The organism is Gilliamella sp. Nev5-1 (genome assembly GCF_001690895.1).
Classification (GTDB): domain Bacteria; phylum Pseudomonadota; class Gammaproteobacteria; order Enterobacterales; family Orbaceae; genus Gilliamella; species Gilliamella apicola_C.
Window position 1 is genome coordinate 45,466 of record NZ_LZHO01000028.1, and the last position, 19,659, is coordinate 65,124.

The following is a 19,659-nucleotide window of genomic DNA, read 5'->3' on the forward strand; positions in this document are numbered from 1 at the left end:
AGCATTAAGCGTGCAGATTAAGCGCGCTTTTTTATCGGTTTTTATCGGTAATTTTTTATTATTGTGTTTATGAATGCTTCGTGTTACTAAGTATTTTCTCAATCCATGATTGATGTTACTTCTCTATCATCTATGGCTGTTAAAGGCCATCCACCTAATGTTTTAAGTCGATTGACGATTTTGCAAAAGAGTATCGCAGTTTTTTGCGTGTCGTATAGCGCACTATGAGCTTGTTTATGATCAAATTCGATTTGTGCTACTTGACAAGCTTTGGCCAGTACGGTTTGCCCAAAAACTAAGCCACTTAGTGATGCCGTATCGAAGGTGGCAAATGGGTGGAATGGATTACGTTTGATATTTGAGCGTTCAGCGGCAGCCATTAAAAAACTGTGATCAAAGTGTGCGTTGTGTGCCACAATGACTGCGCGGGTACATTCGTTATTTTTTATGCCGGCTCTAACCATTTTGAATATTTCGTCTAAAGCGTGCTTTTCATCTACCGCTGAGCGTAAAGGGTTAGTCGGATCGATTCCGTTAAAAGCCAGTGCTGTTGGCTCTAAAATCGCGTCGCTAAATGGATTAACATTAAATTGCAAGGATTGATCTGGCTCTAGCCAGCCGTCGGGTGTCATTTTTAAAGTAATAGCGGCAATTTCTAAAATAGCATTGAGTTTTGGATCAAACCCTGATGTTTCTATATCAATAACAACAGGATAAAACCCACGAAAGCGTTCACATAATTTGGCGTTTGGCACGTTAATCTATCTTAATTTGTCAAAAAAAGACTATTATGCCAGCTTTTGATTATTTCGCCTAGCATTGGCATTGAGATTTGCTATTGAATAGTTAATTTTAATGCGCTTTTATTTTGGTAAGGATTGTAGCCAATTTGGCAAAATGGAGATTAAAACGAACAAGAAGATGCGCTGATTGATTAAAGTGATTATAATCAATCATCATCATATAAATGATCTTAAAACCGAGTGAATTATGCACAACTTTGAATTAGAAAAGATAATTAATAATGAACTACAAATTACCCGTTATCGTGATTATGCACCAAATGGATTGCAAGTACAGGGGCGCGAACAGGTGCATAAGATTGTGACTGGCGTGACCGCGTGTCAGTTATTATTGGATAAAGCGGTCGAATTACAAGCCGATGCTATACTTGTGCACCATGGCTATTTTTGGAAAAGTGAACCACAAACCATTACAGGTATTAAATATAAACGGCTTAAAACACTATTAACGCATGATATTAATTTATACGGTTATCACTTGCCATTAGATGGACACCCCATTTTTGGTAATAATATTGAGTTAGCTAATTTGTTGGGGATTGCGGTCGATAAGCGTAATGATATCGCTGATCTGCTTTTTACTGGCACGTTAAACATGCCACTGACGGCGTTACAATTTAAACAACACCTAGAGCAAATGTTACACAATAATCAGCGACAAGTGTTATTTTGTGGTGATAATGCACAACCAGTGATTAATCGTATTGCGTGGTGTAGTGGTGGAGGGCAAGATTATATTGAGCAGGCAGCGCAAAATGGCGTGGATGCTTTTTTTACTGGCGAAGTTTCGGAACGCACTATTCATATTGCGCGCGAATACGGCATTAATTTTTATGCTGCTGGGCATCACGCTACCGAGCGTTACGGCATTAAAAAATTAGGCGAATGGTTGGCTAATTATCATGGTGTTGAAGTTATTTTTATTGATATTGATAATCCAGCGTAACAAAAGTTGAATTTACTTTAGAAATATCGCATACTTGTTCGCAGATTTTTTATTCTTTACGTTGTGTTATAAACCAATAATATGAGAGGTCATTTTATGTTTACAGGAAGTTTGGTCGCACTTGTTACTCCGATGGATACAAAAGGAAATGTTGATCATGTAAGCTTAAAAAAATTGGTTGAATATCATATTGCTAATGGGACATCGGCTATTGTTTCGGTTGGGACAACAGGAGAATCGGCAACCCTTGATCATCACGAGCATATTGATGTTATTAAACGAACAATTGATTATGCTGACGGTCGTATAGCCATTATTGCGGGCACAGGGGCTAATGCAACTAAAGAGGCTATTGAATTAACTCATCGGGTTGAAAATATCGGTGTTGTAGGTTGTTTAACGGTTGCGCCTTATTATAACAAACCTACTCAAGAAGGTATGTATCAGCATTTTAAAGCCATTGCCGAAAGCACCGCTCTGCCTCAGATTTTATATAATGTGCCAGGTCGTACCAGTAGTGATATTAAACCTGAAACGGTTGGACGCTTGGCTAAAATCAAAAATATTGTTGCATTAAAAGATGCAACAGGCGATCTTTCTAGAGTCTATCCTACTCGTAAATTGGTTGGGCCTGACTTTAAGTTACTTAGTGGTGACGATTCGACATTTTTGGATTTTATGATTTTAGGTGGTGATGGTGTTATTTCCGTTACCGCTAATGTTGCAGCTAAAGCTGTTGCAACTGTATGTCAACTTGCTGCCAATAACCAAATTCAAGAAGCCCGAACTTTAAATGATACCTTAATGGCTTTACATCATAATTTATTTATCGAACCGAATCCAACCCCAGTCAAATGGGCTTGTGCAAAATTAGGTTTAATGCAAGATGCAACAATTCGATTGCCAATGGTATCACTCAGTGCATCATCGATCCCCGCAGTTGAGCAAGCGTTAAAAGAAGCAAATTTACTCTAATTAGTGTTGTATAACCTTTATTTTAAAAAGTAGATATCTATGTTAAATCACATATTGAACAGAACTTTATTTAAAAACAAAGCCATTAAAAAAGTGGCTGTTTTAACCATTATGACTTCTTTATTTCTTGTTGGCTGTGGGAGCAATCAAAACTATAAGCGTGAAGTCGATGGAAATGAAGATTACCTTAAAGCGCCTACATTAAAACCGTTAATTATTCCTGAGGGCATTTCTGTGCCAGCTGAAAGCGGTGAATTTTATGTTAATAATGCTGAAGTTAGCGGTGATTTAGGCAAAAGAGTGGATATCCGCCCACCCATTTTACCGATTCCGACTATTCAAGAAGCCTTTGCAATTTATAATAACGGCGCGGTGACTTTTAACGTGCCATTAAGTTATAACGTGTGGGATCGTATCCCGAATAGCTTAAGCAAAAGAAATATCTCCATTGTTAGTCAAGATCATAATACGCTAAAAACTGGTAAGGCATTTATGGTACGTGCAGATGAAGATCAAACCGTTGAAGCAGCTTATTCATTTAAAAGACAATTAGTGGGTGATACCGAAACGATAGTGATTTCAACGGTTTCATTAACACGTGGGGCTGATGATTTAACTTCGCAGCCTATTGAAGTACAGCGTTATGTTGTTAGCTTATTTAATGGCATAATGGATGATGTTGCACCAGATTCATTGCGCGTTGTACCACCAAAAGCGCAAAGTGATGATGCTGCGAAAGACAAGGCCGAGGGCAAGAAACCCGCAACAGCCGTGAGTGGTGAAAATCAATAATAAGTTTGGAATTTAAGGAGCGAATAGCTCCTTAATTCTTTATTGGCAATTTGATATAAGGTTATAAGCATGAAAAAGTTGGCTGAGCTTTATCGTGGTAAAGCAAAAACGGTATATACAACCGAAAACCCTGATTTATTAATCCTTGAGTTTCGCAATGATACATCGGCATTTGATGGTTTACGTATCGAACAGTTAGAACGTAAAGGAATGGTTAATAATAAATTTAATTATTTTATTATGACTCAATTGCGTGAAGCAGGTATTCCAACCCAAGTTGAAGCTTTACTATCAGATAATGAAGTGTTAGTTAAAAAGCTACAAATGGTACCTGTGGAATGCGTGGTGCGTAATCGTGCAGCGGGATCTTTAGTTAAACGTTTAGGTGTTGAGGAAGGCAAAGTTTTAAATCCTCCTACATTTGAATTATTTCTCAAAAACGATGCATTGCATGATCCAATGGTAAATGCATCGCATTGCAAAGCCTTTGGCTGGGCTAGTGAAGATCAACTAGTTAAAATGAAAGAGCTCAGTTTTAAAATTAACACAATTTTAACTGATTTATTTGATAAAGCGGGGCTAATATTGGTTGATTACAAACTTGAGTTTGGCTTATTTAAAAATGAAATTACCTTAGGTGACGAGTTTTCGCCCGATGGTTGTCGTTTGTGGGAAAAAGATACACTAAAAAAAATGGATAAAGATCGCTTTCGACAAGGTTTAGGTGGCGTAATTGAAGCCTATGAAGAAGTGGCAAAACGTATAGGTGTTCCTTTGTAATGTTTGCGCAGTTTGATATTTCTTTTTTTCTTCTTTTAGGGTTAGCTGCACTGTGTTATTTAACACATAATAACACAGTGACATTTGCAGTACTGTTATTGTTATTATTTAAGCTAACGCCATTAGCTGTTTACTTTCCATTTTTAAATCAATATGGTTTAACTATCGGTATTGTTATTTTAACGGCGGCTATGATGGTGCCATTGGCGGATGGATCATTAAAGATTGGCGATCTTGCCAAATCGTTTACCTCTTGGCAATCTTTATTGGCGATCGTTGTAGGTATTTTGGTATCGTGGCTTGGTACACGTGGTGTATCGCTAATGGGAGCACACCCAACCATTATTAATGGCTTAATTATTGGCACATTAGTTGGTGTGGCTTTTTTCAAAGGCATTCCTGTTGGACCGTTGATTGCGGCTGGTTTGTTGTCGTTATTGATTGGAAAAAGTTAGTCTATGTGCAACGCCAACAGCACAAGAACGCTATGGGTGTTACAGGGTGAAACTAGGCAATTATTTGCACAACTTAGTCATATTATCGGTAATTATGCTGGAGATTGGCTAACGATCACCTCGCAGACTAATTGGCCAAATGAATTTGTTTCCAATATGCTTTCCCCTAACCAAACTAAAAAGTTATTAGGGCGCCAATTTCGACATGCTATATTTGATGCAACAGCAGGGTTCAACCTTGATGCCTTTGCTATGCTGGTTGGCACGCTCGTTAAAGGTAGTATGCTAGTTTTGTTATTACCTAACGACTTATCCCGTTGGCACGATCAGGACAGCTTGCGTTGGAACGAAAATCCAACCGCTATTACTGTGCCTAATTTTATTGCGCATTTAATGCAGACCTTGGCGGAATGTGGTTTATCCTCTAGTTGCAGATATTTTTCCAAACCAGCGACATTCTCGATCCCATCTTTACCTGTTATTACCGATAATTATTGCGATTTAACCGAACAACAAAACACGTTAAAGCAATTGTTAAACAGCAATAAGCTCATTAATGTCGTAGTTGCCAAACGTGGGCGAGGCAAATCAGCATTAGCTGGGCAGTTTAGTCATTATCGGCGTTGCATTGTTACTGCACCCAATAAATCAGCATTAACTACCTTTTTTACTTTTGCTAAGCCGAATACCCTCTTTTTTGCTCCTGATGAATTAATTGCATGTTCTCATAATAATTTTGCGGATTATTTGATTATTGACGAAGCTGCAATGATCCCTTTGCCAATGCTAAAAAAATTGCTACAACAGGCAATTGCCAATAATAGCAGAGTGTTGTTAACTACTACAGCTGAAGGCTATGAAGGTACTGGGCAGGGCTTTTTGTTGAAATTGTTGTTAGACAATTCATGTCAATATTTCTACCTACACACACCCATTCGTTGGCATGCAGGTGATAAGTTGGAGCAATTTAGTGATCGGTTGTTGCTAAATGGTTTATTAGAGCAAAAGGCTGGCTCCGAGCTCAATGTATTATTAGCACAATATTCGAAGGTTGAACGCAATGATATTAACACATTAAGATCTATCTTTTATTTATTAAAAATCGCGCATTATCAAACCACATTAACTGATTTAAGGCGCTTGTTTGACGCACAAAACTTGTCGGTTTGGCAGGCGACAATCGGCAATGAGCAAGTTGCTGCGGCACTCGCCGTTGATGAAGGCAACTTGCCCGATAGTCTGATCAATGAAGTGTGGAAAGGAACTCGCCGACCTAAAGGCAATTTAGTTGCGCAATCGCTTGTTGCACATGCGGGAGAACGGTTGGCAGCTAAATTGCGTTCGGTTAGAATTAACCGCATTGCGGTGCTAAACACCTATCGGCGCAAACATATTGCTAGCCAACTTATACACACCCTATTTGATCATGCTAAAACACAGCATAATGATTTTTTGTCAGTTAGTTTTGCTTATAGCCCGACTAATTATCAATTTTGGACCGCTTGTGGATTTGTTTTGGTTCACGTTAGTAGCCATAAACAGGCAAGTAGTGGCAGTTATTCTGTTATGGCGCTTAAACCACTAACCGAATCTGGATTGCATTTAACCATTAAGCTAGAGCAGAAACTACAGCGCAATGCATACTGGCTTAAAGATATCATCGATTTGCCTTTCAGCGAGATGATCACAAAAGACAGTAATGTCATGCTTTCACAAGATTTAGATGCGCAAGATTTAGATGAACTGGCTGGATTTGTTTACTATCACCGACCGTTTGAAGCGACTTATGCGGCGCTGTGCCGATTGAATCACTATAATCAAACCCACCAGCAACCATTATCAATGCAGATATTGTCAGCATTGATAAAAAACAAAAATAATCAACCATTGATCGTGAATTTATATCAACTTGCGGGTAAATCAGCGCTAATGCAGGCTATTAAGCACGAGGTCAAAACATGGTTGGAAAAGTAAGGCAATAGTGTGATTTTTAACAAAATACCCAATAAAGTTAGCTGATCATTATTGCAGGTTGCCATGAGGTATGTTTACAATGATCATCATGTTTCAATTTAGTTTTTTTAACTCAATTCGTTTTTATTAAAAAGGAATCGAATGTGACGCATAATAATTTAGAAATCCGATCGCAACATCGGTATTCACAAACCAATCAACCAAAAAATCAACCAACAACAGGTATTGAATATTTTTTTAAAGGATGGTCATTGGCGTTTAGCCCAGGTATTAAGCGATTTGTTTTTTTACCCATAATCGCCAATGTTGTGGTTATGTCGATATTATTTTATTGGTTTTTTCATACCATCTCGGGCATGGTCGATTGGGGGTTATCGTATATGCCAAGTTGGTTACATTGGTTAGGGTATATCCTCATTTTAATGGTCATTTTGATGTTAGTTATCCTATTTTGTTATTTCTTTAGCACTATAACTAATATCATTGCCGCACCGTTTAACGGTTTATTGGCCGAACAGGTTGAGGCACAGTTAACGGGTATTCCTGCTCCTGATACATCGTGGATTAGTATCATTAAAGATCTACCACGTATTTTTGGCAGAGAACTACACAAACTCGCCAATTATCTATTATGGGCAATCCCCATATTGTTAACTTATTTTATTCCTGTTATTGGACAATCAATAACGCCTGTGGTTTGGTTTTTATTTACTGCTTGGCAAATTAATATTCAGTATGCTGATTATGCCTTTGATAACCATAAAATAACTTTTCAGCGGATGAGTGAGTTACTTAAACAAGATCGGGGTGATAATTTAGCTTTTGGCATATTAGTCAGCTTTTTTACTATGGTACCGGTGCTTAATTTAATTATTATGCCTATTGCTGTGTGTGGCGCAACAGCAATGTGGGTTGATCGCTATCGTCATCAAGCACTATTTGATAGTAGTGCCCAAGATTTTCGCTAAGGCACGTGTTACTTTTTGTTAGTTGAATTTTTTGATGGCTAATCGTCGTCGTCATCTTGATAAGGGATAGGTTTTATCCCTTTCTTTTTTTCAAGATACGCTTTGTAACTTAGCCGATTCAGTGCTTTAATAGCATTAATAAAAATCCCAATTAAAATCACCACAATCATCCACCAGTAATCTTTTAACCACTCCATGCTATTTCCTTTTAAACTAATTGGATAACGACACAATGATAGCTATGTTAGCAATAATTTTTCTAAAATACGGTGATAAATCGCAGTTAAGGTAATAATATCTTGGCAATTAGCGTTTTCATTGACTTTGTGTATAGTTTTATTAAGTACTCCAAGTTCAATAACTTGGCATCCCATTTGAGCAATAAAACGCCCGTCCGATGTGCCGCCACTGGTCGATAGTTTAGTGTCAATATTGGTAAATTCTTTAATGGCACTAACCGCTGCATTAGTTAAATCGCCTTGTGGGGTTAAAAATGGGTGCCCTGATAATCGCCAATTTAATGTATAATTTAAATTATGCTTTTGTAAGATCTGCTCTACGCGTGTTTTAATTGCCGTGTCAGTCAATTCACTACTATAACGAAAGTTAAATTGTACACTCAGATCGCCAGGTACAACATTTTCAGCGCCAGTACCACCATTAATATTGGCAACTTGCATAGTCGTTTGTGGAAAGTATTGATTGCCTTCATCCCAAATAGTATTAACAAGTTCATCTAGTGCAGGGGCAAAGCGATGAATAGGATTATCCGCAAGGTGCGGGTAAGCGACATGACCTTGAATTCCATGTACAATCAAATTGGCAGTGAGTGAGCCACGGCGTCCATTTTTAATCTGATCACCAAGTACAACGTCACTTGACGGTTCGCCTACAATACAGTAATCAACACGTTCTTTTCGTTTAATAAGCAAATCAACGACTTTAACTGTGCCATCGCTTGCATCGGCTTCTTCATCTGATGTAATTAAAAAGGCCACTCGCCCAGCATGATTTGGGTATTGCTTAACAAAATCTTCTGCGGCACAAACCATTGCAGCAACACCACTTTTCATATCAGATGCGCCACGACCATAAAGCACACCGTGTTCATCAATGGTTGGTGTAAACGGTGGGTATAGCCATTTGCTTTCATCACCAACTGGCACAACATCGGTATGTCCAGCAAACATAAGGGTTTTACTGGTGGCATCACCATGATAAGCCCATAAATTTTTGGTTTGCCCAATATTCACTTCTTCAATAATAAAACCGAGCGGTTTTAATCGCTCAATAATCATCTTTTGACAGTTTTTATCGTCAGGGCTTATTGATTTTTCAGCAATGAGTGCTTTGGTTAGCGCAATAACAGGTTCAGTCATAATAGTCTCGATTTTATTTAGATTGCGAAATAAATTGTGAATAGAGTTCATTTGAAAACCCCAACACAGCACGCTTGCCACCGTCAATAAGCAAAGGGCGTTTTAAAATGGATGGGTTGGTTAACATAATCTTTTTTGCAGATTGCACATCATTTATTTGTGAACGGACGGGCTCATCTAATTTTCGCCAAGTTGTTCCTCGGGTATTAAGTAAACTTTGCCAATCGACTAATTGCAAAAAAATATCTAAAAGATCTTCAGAAAGACCATCAGTTTTATAATTATGAAATTGATAACTGACATGGTGATCATCAAGCCAAGTAAAGGCCTTTTTCATTGTATTGCAGTTTTTAATGCCATAGATGATGTACATAATAGAAATCCAAGTTTGAAGGATAACAAAATTATAGCAGTATGGGCATTGTGCAGCAAATTGCAAGAAACTATTTGGTTAGATATCTTATTATTGATTGATTTAGTGTCATTAATTTTTTATCCATTGGTTTTATCTTAAAATAGAAATAAAACCAATGTGGTATCTGATGTTTTTTGCGTGAAAAATTAAGTTATCATATAAAAATTTAAAAACTTGTTACCCTTTTTTTTAACAAAAAATTAAAATTAATAAAAACAATGAATTATAAAAACCTTTTCAAAAAGGGTTTTTGAAGACAAAAATCCTATTTGCCTTTTGCCAAACAAAGTTTATAGTATATTCGTTTCTAGTTTACCGCCGTGTAGGCGGTTTAGAAATTAAAACGGCAGAGATTGATAGATGGTATCAAGTTTACCGCCGTGTAGGCGGTTTAGAAAGTGGAGAGGAAAGGTTCGGAAAACGAGGTTAGGTTTACCGCCGTGTAGGCGGTTTAGAAAAGTTTTGCGGATTGTGGGTAAAACTTCCTCAAGTTTACCGCCGTGTAGGCGGTTTAGAAATAAATTTTTTAGTTACTGCGGGATCTTTAACTGTTTACCGCCGTGTAGGCGGTTTAGAAAAAGAGCGTTTAGTAAATTTAAGCAGTTTAATGGTTTACCGCCGTGTAGGCGGTTTAGAAAGCCAATTGTTGTGCCTGCAAAATCGTTATCAGGTTTACCGCCGTGTAGGCGGTTTAGAAAATTGCGGGGGCTCGCGCCTCCCCAAATTTATAGCTTAACGCCGTATAGGTGTTTATTTTATATAAAAATAATAGATTAGTAATTTATTTTGATAATTTAATAAAGCAGTAAGCTGATATTTTACAACACTCGAAGATAATTATTGCTATTTATTCAGCGTTGAATAGTGTTGACGCTCTAGGTTTGTAATTAGCAAATTTTATACTCAAACGCGCATTCACCTAAAAGTTTTTACATTGTGATTTATCGAGTTTTGATAGCGTTACATTTTTAATTACAAAATAACGCTAGCATTAATGTTGAAGATAAAGAAATAGCTAATATTACTATAACAGTAGAGCTTTGTGCGTATTTTAATTATGTGGCAATGATCGTTCCTCAGAATAGCTCGTTCATTTTACAATTTTGTCTTAGATTGATGTAGGTTTACCACGAGTTTCCCAATTAAAAATTGCTAGCCAGATAGTATTTATTATTTTCAGTGGTAATTAATTTATTATCTAAATAAAAGCTTAACTTCTTGGATTGATTTTTGATTATTAGATGCCATATGTTTTTATTATTTGAACTGTTTGGTTGTTTTTTCGTGTTTTATTTGTCATTGTTGCGAGTGATTCGCATTTTTATACTAAAAATAACTTTTCTTTTCTTTAAAATACGTGTTGTTAATTTAATGCTATTACTTTTTTATTAATACTGTCATCTTTTTTAGGAAAAATAATGTCATCTTTTACCCTTAACCAACTACCTTTAGGGCACGAGGCGGTTATTTCTAGATTATTGCCCGAATCGTTACCCTTTCGTCGAAAGTTACTTGCAATGGGTATTACACCGGGTTGTAAGGTTTTGGTTGTGCGTGTTGCGCCACTTGGTGATCCGATCGAGATCAAAATGCGCGGTTTTTTGCTTTGTTTACGTCGTAATGAAGCGAAAGCTATTGAAGTAATGGAGGTCGCTGCGTGAAGATAGCACTCATTGGTAATCCTAACTGCGGTAAGACTACGTTGTTCAACTTATTAACAGGCTCTAAACAGCGAGTAGGGAATTGGCCTGGCGTGACTGTGGAACGTAAAACGGGTATTTTTACTTATCATCATAGGCAATATGAGATTATCGATTTGCCTGGCACATATTCGATAGAGCCTGATCCGCTCAGTGTTTCGCAAGATGAACTTATTGCTCGTCAATTTGTGTTATCTGAAAGTGACAGTGTTATTATTAATATTATTGATGCAACAAATTTGCAACGTAGCCTTTATTTAACGTGTCAATTAATTGATTTACAAGTCCCCATAATTGTTGTGTTAAATATGATGGATGCTATTAAAGCTATTGGCGAACAGATTAATGTTGATATGTTGTCTACACTACTTGGTTGTCCTGTTGTTGCGATATCTTCTACAAAAAAACAAGGTTTATCGCGCTTTTATCAACAAATTGAAGCCATGTCGAAAAATCCACAAATTGCTCAGCCGTCGGTTGATCTACTTGGTGAAGAGCAGCAAACTGTGATTAATCGTTATGTTTGCGATCTACCCGAAGATAGCATTATACGACAATTTAATCGCTGGCAATTGATGGATGTATTATTGGATGATTCGCGTTATAACTTGGCGCCATGTGAGAAAAAAATGTTAGTGGATTGTCGTTTAAAACTTGCGCAATGGTGTGATAATGAAATTGATGTGGCACTTGCTAGCGCTCGTTATGATACGATTGATGCAATTTGTAAAAAGGTGATTGAGAAACCACGTGAGCTTAGTCATCGGTTTTCTGAAATACTTGATAATATTACCTTAGGACGCATTACTGGCATTCCCTTCTTTTTGTTGGCTATGTATGCCATGTTTATGGTGGCGATTAATTTTGGGGCAGTATTTATTGATTTTTTTGATGTACTGTGTGGTACTGTTTTTGTTGATGGCACAACTGAATTACTTCATGCTATAAATGTACCAAGTTGGCTTATCGCGATTTTAGCTAATGGCATTGGTCGAGGTGTGCAAACTGTTTCGACGTTTATTCCTGTTATTGGTGCCATGTTTTTTTGTTTATCGTTTTTGGAGGATTCAGGCTATTTAGCCAGAGCAGCAATGGTTATTGACCGATTGATGCGATCTATTGGTTTACCAGGTAAAGCATTTGTGCCAATGCTAGTTGGTTTTGGTTGTGGGGTGCCAGCCATTATGGGTACACGAACGCTAGAGAGCACTCGTGATCGCATTATGTCGATTTGTATGATCCCTTTTATGTCGTGTGGGGCAAGATTGCCTGTGTATGCGTTGTTTGCTGTGATATTTTTCCCTAAGAATGCTTCGATAGTGGTGTTTACTTTATATTTGATCGGCATTGCTGTGGCTATGTTAACGGGGTTTGTGCTTAAATTTACGCTATTAAAAGGTTCATTAACGCCGTTTATTATGGAAATGCCTGTTTATCGTATTCCGACTTTAAGCAGCTTATTTAGTTTGACGTGGCAACGGTTAAAGTCATTTATATTTAGAGCAGGTAAAGCTATTGTATTAATGGTGACGGTATTAAGCTTACTTAATTCATGGGGAAGCAATGGATCGTTTAGGGCTGAAAGCTCACAAGACACCATGCTTTCAGTGATTAGCCAAGATATCACCCCAGTATTTGCACCTATGGGCATTACCAACAATAATTGGCCTGCAACAGTGGGTATTTTTACTGGTATTTTCGCTAAGGAATCGGTAATTGCAACATTAAATTCACTTTATTCTATGAATGATAATAACGAACAAGCTGAGCCATTCAGTTTGTCACAAGGCGTTTTAAAAGCATTAGCTACCATTCCCCAAAATTTGCAGACCTTGTCTGATGCGGTCTTAGATCCGTTAGGGCTCACTACCGTTTCGCAAGATATTGATTCGTTAAAAGTTGATTTAGAGGTAGATTCGGCGACGATTTCACAAATTAAAATGGCTTTTGGTTCGCCTTCTGCCGCTATGAGCTATTTGATCTTTATTTTACTTTATACGCCTTGTGCCGCAGCGTTAGGGGCTGTATATCGTGAGGCTGGTTCAAAATGGATGATATTTGTGGCAATTTGGACTTTTACTATTGCGTGGCTAGCAGCAACAATTTATTACCAATGTACTTTGCTTGGGCATTCGGCTGTAGCTACTTGGTGGATCTTAGGATGCTGTATTTTTATTGTTGTGGCTTTGCTGTTTATGCGTTTTTTAGGTCGATATTCAACTTTAAATCAATAAGTTGAACTCAGTTTATGAAATCGTTAAAAATTATTGTATTGTCATTAAATAAATGGCTGGTTAATTTGTAAAAATAATAATAGAGGAGCGATTTGCAGGGCTCGCCCTGCAAATCATATTAATGTTATGTTAATGACGTCAATTCGTGATTATGTGCAATTAAAAGGCCGTGCATCATTGCAAGATATTGCAAGGCACTTTCGTTTACCTGAAAGTGCCACCGAGCAGATGTTACGGTTTTGGATAAAAAAAGGAATGATTAAATTGATAGCGCAAAATCAATCACTTCCTTGTCAAGCAGATAAATGCCATTCTTGCTCAAGTTGTAATTTAACAAATCATATTGAATATGCTTGGGGGTAATCAAATGCATTTGTTAGATTTGTCTGACTATTTTAGTATTCATTAGTTTTTATTTTTGTTGGTAGATTAATATAAATTAATAGAGATTTGATTTTGTGATTTAGTTCTCATAATTGAAATTATTTGTACGGTAAAAATAGCAAATATAACTAATCAAAATAAGTGAATTTATCTTGGTAAAGCTTGATAATAACGTCTTATTTGCAGTTTGAGATGTTTGTTTTTGCCAACAATATAATGAAATCATCGGCCGATGACAAAGTCGTTTTATTATCGAATAAATGTTATTATACTTTCATTATAGTAAAGCGCTGTATGAGGATAAAAAATATGAATCAATTAGATGAATTTAAAAAACTAACAGTAGTTGTAGCCGATACAGGTGATATCGATTCGATTAAACAATTTTCGCCTGAAGATGCAACAACTAATCCCTCTCTTGTTTTAAAGGCGGCACAGCTTCCTCAATATCGGTATTTGATTGATTCTGCGATTGAAACAGCTAAAAAATTAGGTGGTAGCAAAGAACAGCAATTGATTAATGCTTGCGATCAAGTGGCAGTCAATATCGGTGCTGAAATTTTAAAATCAGTGCCAGGACGCATTTCGACCGAAGTCGATGCTCGTTTGTCTTTTGATAAACAAGCGTGTATTGAAAAAGCTCGTAAAATCATTGCGCTTTATAAAGAAAAGGGCATTGATAAGTCACGCATTTTAATTAAAATTGCATCAACGTGGGAAGGTATTAAAGCGGCTGAAGTGCTCGAAAAAGAAGGCATCAACTGTAATCTAACTTTATTGTTTTCATTTGCACAGGCACGAGCTTGTGCTGAAGTAAATGTCTTTTTAATTTCGCCTTTTGTTGGGCGTATTTATGATTGGTATCAAGCTAAAAAACCTATTGATCCTTACAATGCGGATGAAGATCCAGGCGTTATTTCTGTTCGTAATATCTTTAATTACTATAAACAGCATGGTTATAAAACCATTGTAATGGGTGCGAGCTTCCGTAAAGTCGATCAGATTTTAGCGTTAGCTGGTTGTGATAGATTGACTATTGCACCTAACTTACTTGCTGAAATGCAACAATCAAATGCCACTGTTGTTCAAAAACTTAATCCAAATCAACCTGTAGTTGCTCGACCAGAGCCAATGACTGAAGCCGAATTTAGATGGCAACATAATAGCGATGCTATGGCAGTTGAAAAGCTAGCCGAAGGAATCCGTGCTTTTGCCATAGACCAAGGCAAATTAGAAGATATGATTGGGGCATTATTATAATCATTTTGAGCACTAGGGGAGTTAACTCCCCATCTTTACCATTATTTTGTTTTGTTAATTTGACTAACGATTTCGCAAGTAATTTTACCTTGCATGTATTAACAATTTTTAACTCAAAAATTTTTTTGGAGATTACAACATGAATGCAACCTCACTATCTCAGCGCGAACTGGCGAATGCGATAAGGGCATTAAGCATGGATGGCGTGCAAAAAGCAAAATCAGGCCATCCTGGAGCACCTATGGGTATGGCGGATATGGCTGAAGTCCTTTGGCGTGGTTTTTTAAAGCATAATCCAACTAATCCAAAATGGGCTGATCGCGATCGTTTTGTTTTATCAAATGGTCATGCGTCTATGTTGATCTACAGTTTATTGCATCTAACAGGTTATGCGGTGACAATTGATGATCTTAAAAATTTTCGTCAGTTGCATTCAAAAACAGCAGGTCACCCTGAATATGGTTATGTGCCTGGAGTTGAAACGACCACAGGTCCACTAGGGCAAGGTATTGCTAATGCCGTTGGTATGGCTATTGCCGAAAGAACCTTAGCTGCGCAATTTAATAAGCCTGCTCACACTATTGTTGATCACCATACTTATGTGTTTATGGGCGATGGTTGTATGATGGAAGGTATTTCGCATGAAGTATGTTCGTTGGCTGGTACTCTTAAATTAGGGAAACTCATTGCATTTTACGATGATAATGGCATTTCAATTGATGGAGAAGTTGAAGGCTGGTTTACTGATGATACAGCTAAACGTTTTGAGGCTTATGGTTGGCATGTGATTAGAGGTATAGATGGTCATGATGCCAAAGCGCTAAAACAAGCCATTGAGCAAGCGCAAGCAGTAACTGATAAACCGTCATTATTAATGTGTAAAACCGTTATCGGATTTGGTTCGCCAAATAAAGCGGGTAGTCATGAAAGCCATGGTGCGCCATTAGGTGATGCCGAAATTGAAGCAACACGTGAAGCACTTGGCTGGGATTTCCCTGCTTTTGAAATTCCTAAAGCTTATTATGATGCTTGGGATGCTAAAGATAAAGGTAAGCAGTGTGAAGATGAATGGAATGCCCGTTTTGATGCGTATGCAAAAGCTTATCCTGAATTAGCCAAAGAATTTACACGCCGTGTTAATGGTGATTTGCCTGAAAATTGGTTACAAATTGCTAACGATGTGGTGAATAAATTACAAGCTAACCCTGCAACGATTGCAACACGTAAAGCATCGCAAAATGCCATTGAAGCCTTTGCACCTGCTTTACCTGAGTTTTTAGGTGGTTCGGCTGATTTGGCGCCAAGTAACTTAACTATGTGGTCAGGATCAAAAGAAATTTTAGCTAATCCTAGTGGTAATTATATCCATTATGGTGTGCGCGAGTTTGGTATGTCCGCTATCATGAATGGTATTGCATTGCATGGCGGGTTTATTCCATATGGTGCGACTTTCTTAATGTTTATGGAATATGCACGTAATGCGATTCGTATGGCCGCGCTAATGAAAATTCGGTCATTATTTGTTTATACTCATGATTCAATTGGTTTGGGTGAAGACGGACCAACGCATCAACCTGTTGAACAAATGGCTAGCTTACGTATTACGCCAAATGTTAGCACATGGCGCCCGTGTGACCAAGTAGAGTCAGCGATTGCATGGCAATATGGTATTGAGCGCAAAGAAGGACCAACAGCATTAATCTTTTCAAGACAAAACCTAAAACAGCAAGAGCGTACAGCTGAACAACTAGCTAATGTTTATCGTGGTGGTTATATCCTAAATGATTGCACGGGCGTACCAGAATTGATTATTATTGCTACTGGTTCGGAAGTAGAGCTTGCTGTTGAAGCGTATCAACAACTGACCCAAGCAGGAAAGAGAGTACGTGTGGTATCAATGCCATCAACTGACGCATTTGATAAACAAGATAGTGCTTATAAAGAGTCAGTACTGCCATCATCAGTGACAGCTCGTCTTGCTATTGAAGCGGGTATTAGTGATTTTTGGTATAAATACGTTGGGTTAAATGGCAAAGTTATTGGCATGACAACTTTTGGTGAATCAGGACCGGCTGATCAACTGTTTAAAGAATTTGGCTTTACTGTTGAAAACGTACTTACACAAGCAAAAAGTTTGCTGAAATAGGTAACAACTAGCACTCTCAGTAATGCACTAAAAAACGCCATCATTTAGATTTGTTGATGGCGTATTTAAAACTAGTATCAATTAAAAGGATTTGGGTCTTCTTTTAATTGATCAAACTGAAATAGTTTATTGGTTTTCCAGTCTTTTATTTGTATTTGCGTTTGTTCTGGTATGTCTGTTAATTTATTTAGCATATAATCATGTCGTACATCTAATTTAATTCCCAACCAGTTGCTTAATAAATAAACAAGTTGTAATCCAGATATTTGTTTATTAATTTTTTGTTGAGATTTGTTATCTGAATCAAAAAAGATAAAAGGAATTCGATAGCTATCTTTATATTCGGCATTGTGTCTTAAGTCATTATATTGGTCGGTATGAGCAAGCCCATGATCTGCAAAGTAAACAACAGAATAATCTTGATTATGTTTTTTTAACATATCAATAGTTTGAGCAATAAGGTCATCTGTTTCTTTGATACTACTTGCATAACAAGAAAGATTTTTATTATTAAGATTAAACTGTACATCAAATTCTAATCGTTTACAAAAGTGAGGATGCGAACCTATAAGATGCATAATAATAAGTTTTGGTTTATTTCCTTCTTTTAGTAAAATATTATTTAATTCTGGTAATAATAATGTGTCATATTTCCCTCTTGATGATTTGCCATTATACTCGCCTTTCTTAGTATAAAAAGCATGCTGAGTATACGAGGCAATTCTTGGTACTGTAATCTCAATTTTTCCTAATTTTCCTTGATTTGATAGCCAATAAGTTTCAAATTTTGCATCATTAGCAATACTAACAATATTATTATTTAATTGTGCATGAACTTCTTTGCCATTTGGAAAAACAGATTGACTAATTATATGCGGAATGGATGATTGAGTATTTGGCGCTGGTGCAATAAGTCCATCCCAAATAATGCTGGCATGATTTCGAGCAAATGGTGTATTGTCATATTTAAATCCATAAGCACTCCTATAGTCCTTTCGAACGCTTTCGCCAATAATAATATAGGTTTTATGCTTTGGATTAACCGATATAATTGGTATGCTATTGGTTTGTTCGATCTGTTTAATTTGCTGTTGTTTTTCTGTTAAATATAGTTTTCCGCTTTCATAGAATGCAATACAAAATTCTAAAATAGGATATTTAGTATTGCTAAAAATAGAGTAAATTGTTGAATTGAAAGTATCGGGATGATATTTAATAGTTACTTTTATTGGTTTATGGAAGCATAGCACTAATATGAAAATAATCAAATAGCGATTATTTACTTTTGGAAACGGAAATTTTTTAAATAAGAAAATAAAAAATAGTATCAAGATTGTAGGAATAAAATAAAAATAAATAGGTAGTTGTGAACAAAATTCTGATATTTCATCAAAGTCTGTTTCTGCGATAGAGCTAATTACGGCAACGTTCGGCGGGCCATAATAAAATCCTACAGGTAGATAAAGAGCAGCTACCACAAACCAAATGCAAAAAAATGCGAAAAAAAGTAAGTCTAGCTAAAAATATCAGAGAAAAATATGTTAGAAATATACGATCAAAACGTTGCGGAAGTCCTAACAAATAAACAAGCAGAATGGAAAGACAAAGGCACATTCCATGTGAAAATAAGGTTTCTTTTTTTATCACTATTGTAATTGTATTAATTATTGGTAATTTTTGAGTCTGGTAATTATATATTTATTAGTTTGTTAAGCAATACATGATGTATAACTCACTCGCATTATTTACAGTATTAAGAAAAATTATTGTAATAAATATGTATAAAAAAAATATTAATTGCTTGTTATTGAGAAACGGTTTAGCGTTTATACAATAAAACAAAAATCACAGTCACTAACTTAGCATTGATATTTAATGTCAGTTGTCCCACTATTTATAAAGCATTAAAACTCTACCGTCACAAGCTTTTTAAATACAATTAGGTTCAAGTGAACGTTATAAAATAACAAAATATGGGCTTAAAAGGCAGGTTAAAGTTGAGAAAACGATAACAGATCGTCTAAATTCGGCTCAGCACCTTTTTACAGTATGATGTGTTACCACAAATGTCTTATACCATTAACGATATTTGCTCAGTTAACGGCACCGAATACAAAGGAACTATTGAGCATGATTTTGTTAAGTTTTGCCAAGACAATAAAATCAATCAAAAGTTAACTAAAATTGTCCATCCTCAACTAATGGTAAAGCTGAGCGAGTGATAAGTTTATTAATGGAAATTTGGTATGAACAATAAGTATTGGCCGATGTAATTGCCAACAAGCCAAATTTTGTCATTTTATTAACTTTTACAATACATTTAAACTACATAAAGGCTTAAATGGTGCTACACCTTATGAGATGCTTGAATTTTATTTTAACAAAAATGTGTAAACAACCAGAGGAGATCCTACAACCATTAAATGATATCGATTTCTAAATATTTTT

Annotated in this window: 18 protein-coding genes and 1 CRISPR repeat array; of the genes, 13 read left to right on the forward strand and 5 right to left on the reverse strand. The window is 36.6% G+C overall.

The window, feature by feature from the left end:
* Positions 1–98: 98 nt before the first annotated feature.
* The gene (gene rnt / locus A9G41_RS04440) at positions 99–755 is read right to left on the reverse strand and encodes a ribonuclease T (protein ID WP_218837669.1); all 657 of its coding nucleotides are present in this window, start codon (positions 753–755) and stop codon (positions 99–101) included.
* 235 nt (positions 756–990) lie between these two features.
* Between rnt and A9G41_RS04445 the strand changes: the two genes are divergently transcribed.
* The 7 genes from A9G41_RS04445 (at position 991) to cysZ (ending at position 7,693) form a co-directional block, all read left to right on the forward strand.
* A complete protein-coding gene (locus A9G41_RS04445; protein WP_075539380.1) occupies positions 991–1,749 on the forward strand; it encodes a Nif3-like dinuclear metal center hexameric protein in 759 nt (252 codons plus the stop codon).
* Positions 1,750–1,845: 96 nt separating this feature from the next.
* Entirely contained in the window at positions 1,846–2,724 is an 879-nt protein-coding gene (gene dapA / locus A9G41_RS04450; protein WP_065566282.1) for a 4-hydroxy-tetrahydrodipicolinate synthase, read from the forward strand.
* A 39-nt stretch (positions 2,725–2,763) separates the two neighbouring features.
* The gene (gene bamC / locus A9G41_RS04455) at positions 2,764–3,516 is read left to right on the forward strand and encodes an outer membrane protein assembly factor BamC (protein WP_075539381.1); all 753 of its coding nucleotides are present in this window, start codon (positions 2,764–2,766) and stop codon (positions 3,514–3,516) included.
* 69 nt (positions 3,517–3,585) lie between these two features.
* Positions 3,586–4,296: a phosphoribosylaminoimidazolesuccinocarboxamide synthase gene (purC, locus tag A9G41_RS04460; protein WP_065652824.1), complete on the forward strand. Its 711-nt coding sequence runs from the start codon at positions 3,586–3,588 to the stop codon at positions 4,294–4,296.
* A complete protein-coding gene (locus A9G41_RS04465; protein WP_065652823.1) occupies positions 4,296–4,751 on the forward strand; it encodes a DUF441 domain-containing protein in 456 nt (151 codons plus the stop codon). Before purC ends, A9G41_RS04465 begins: the two co-directional genes overlap by 1 nt.
* A 3-nt stretch (positions 4,752–4,754) precedes the next feature.
* A complete protein-coding gene (locus tag A9G41_RS04470; protein WP_065652822.1) occupies positions 4,755–6,725 on the forward strand; it encodes a tRNA(Met) cytidine acetyltransferase TmcA in 1,971 nt (656 codons plus the stop codon).
* Between the two features lie 164 nt (positions 6,726–6,889).
* Positions 6,890–7,693 carry a sulfate transporter CysZ gene (cysZ, locus tag A9G41_RS04475; RefSeq protein ID WP_081302220.1) on the forward strand — a complete coding sequence of 268 codons (804 nt, stop codon included), beginning with the start codon at positions 6,890–6,892 and terminating at the stop codon, positions 7,691–7,693.
* A 38-nt stretch (positions 7,694–7,731) separates the two neighbouring features.
* On the opposite strand, the gene A9G41_RS13435 is transcribed toward cysZ, so the two are convergent.
* From A9G41_RS13435 to A9G41_RS04485, 3 genes are read right to left on the reverse strand one after another with little or no spacing between them, the layout of a single operon-like run.
* Positions 7,732–7,890, reverse strand: a complete 159-nt coding sequence (locus A9G41_RS13435) for a YpfN family protein (protein ID WP_081295541.1) — start codon at positions 7,888–7,890, stop codon at positions 7,732–7,734.
* Positions 7,891–7,932: 42 nt separating this feature from the next.
* Positions 7,933–9,072: a succinyl-diaminopimelate desuccinylase gene (gene dapE / locus A9G41_RS04480; protein ID WP_065582810.1), complete on the reverse strand. Its 1,140-nt coding sequence runs from the start codon at positions 9,070–9,072 to the stop codon at positions 7,933–7,935.
* Between the two features lie 13 nt (positions 9,073–9,085).
* Positions 9,086–9,445 (reverse strand): ArsC family reductase, encoded by a 360-nt coding sequence (locus tag A9G41_RS04485; protein WP_065582761.1) that lies wholly within the window; start codon positions 9,443–9,445, stop codon positions 9,086–9,088.
* Between the two features lie 352 nt (positions 9,446–9,797).
* A CRISPR array of direct repeats spans positions 9,798–10,185; the repeat unit is 28 nt; unit sequence GTTTACCGCCGTGTAGGCGGTTTAGAAA.
* Positions 10,186–10,905: 720 nt separating this feature from the next.
* On the opposite strand from A9G41_RS04485, the gene A9G41_RS04490 reads away from it, so the two are divergent.
* The 5 genes from A9G41_RS04490 to tkt all read left to right on the forward strand — a co-directional run bounded on the left by A9G41_RS04490 (position 10,906) and on the right by tkt (position 17,211).
* On the forward strand, positions 10,906–11,148 hold the full coding sequence (locus A9G41_RS04490; RefSeq protein WP_081297763.1) for a FeoA family protein: 243 nt from the start codon (positions 10,906–10,908) through the stop codon (positions 11,146–11,148).
* On the forward strand, positions 11,145–13,421 hold the full coding sequence (gene feoB / locus A9G41_RS04495; RefSeq protein ID WP_065582762.1) for a Fe(2+) transporter permease subunit FeoB: 2,277 nt from the start codon (positions 11,145–11,147) through the stop codon (positions 13,419–13,421). Before A9G41_RS04490 ends, feoB begins: the two co-directional genes overlap by 4 nt.
* 132 nt (positions 13,422–13,553) lie before the next feature.
* Entirely contained in the window at positions 13,554–13,784 is a 231-nt protein-coding gene (locus A9G41_RS04500) for a FeoC-like transcriptional regulator (protein ID WP_065582763.1), read from the forward strand.
* 330 nt (positions 13,785–14,114) lie between these two features.
* Positions 14,115–15,065 (forward strand): transaldolase, encoded by a 951-nt coding sequence (gene tal, locus A9G41_RS04505; RefSeq protein ID WP_065567596.1) that lies wholly within the window; start codon positions 14,115–14,117, stop codon positions 15,063–15,065.
* A 139-nt stretch (positions 15,066–15,204) separates the two neighbouring features.
* Entirely contained in the window at positions 15,205–17,211 is a 2,007-nt protein-coding gene (gene tkt / locus A9G41_RS04510; RefSeq protein WP_065582764.1) for a transketolase, read from the forward strand.
* Between the two features lie 77 nt (positions 17,212–17,288).
* On the opposite strand, the gene A9G41_RS04515 is transcribed toward tkt, so the two are convergent.
* Complete coding sequence (locus tag A9G41_RS04515; RefSeq protein ID WP_065582765.1) at positions 17,289–18,689, reverse strand: phosphoethanolamine transferase; 1,401 nt, start codon at positions 18,687–18,689, stop codon at positions 17,289–17,291.
* 588 nt (positions 18,690–19,277) lie between these two features.
* Between A9G41_RS04515 and A9G41_RS14220 the strand changes: the two genes are divergently transcribed.
* Positions 19,278–19,433 carry a hypothetical protein gene (locus tag A9G41_RS14220; protein ID WP_176700471.1) on the forward strand — a complete coding sequence of 52 codons (156 nt, stop codon included), beginning with the start codon at positions 19,278–19,280 and terminating at the stop codon, positions 19,431–19,433.
* Positions 19,434–19,659: the final 226 nt, after the last annotated feature.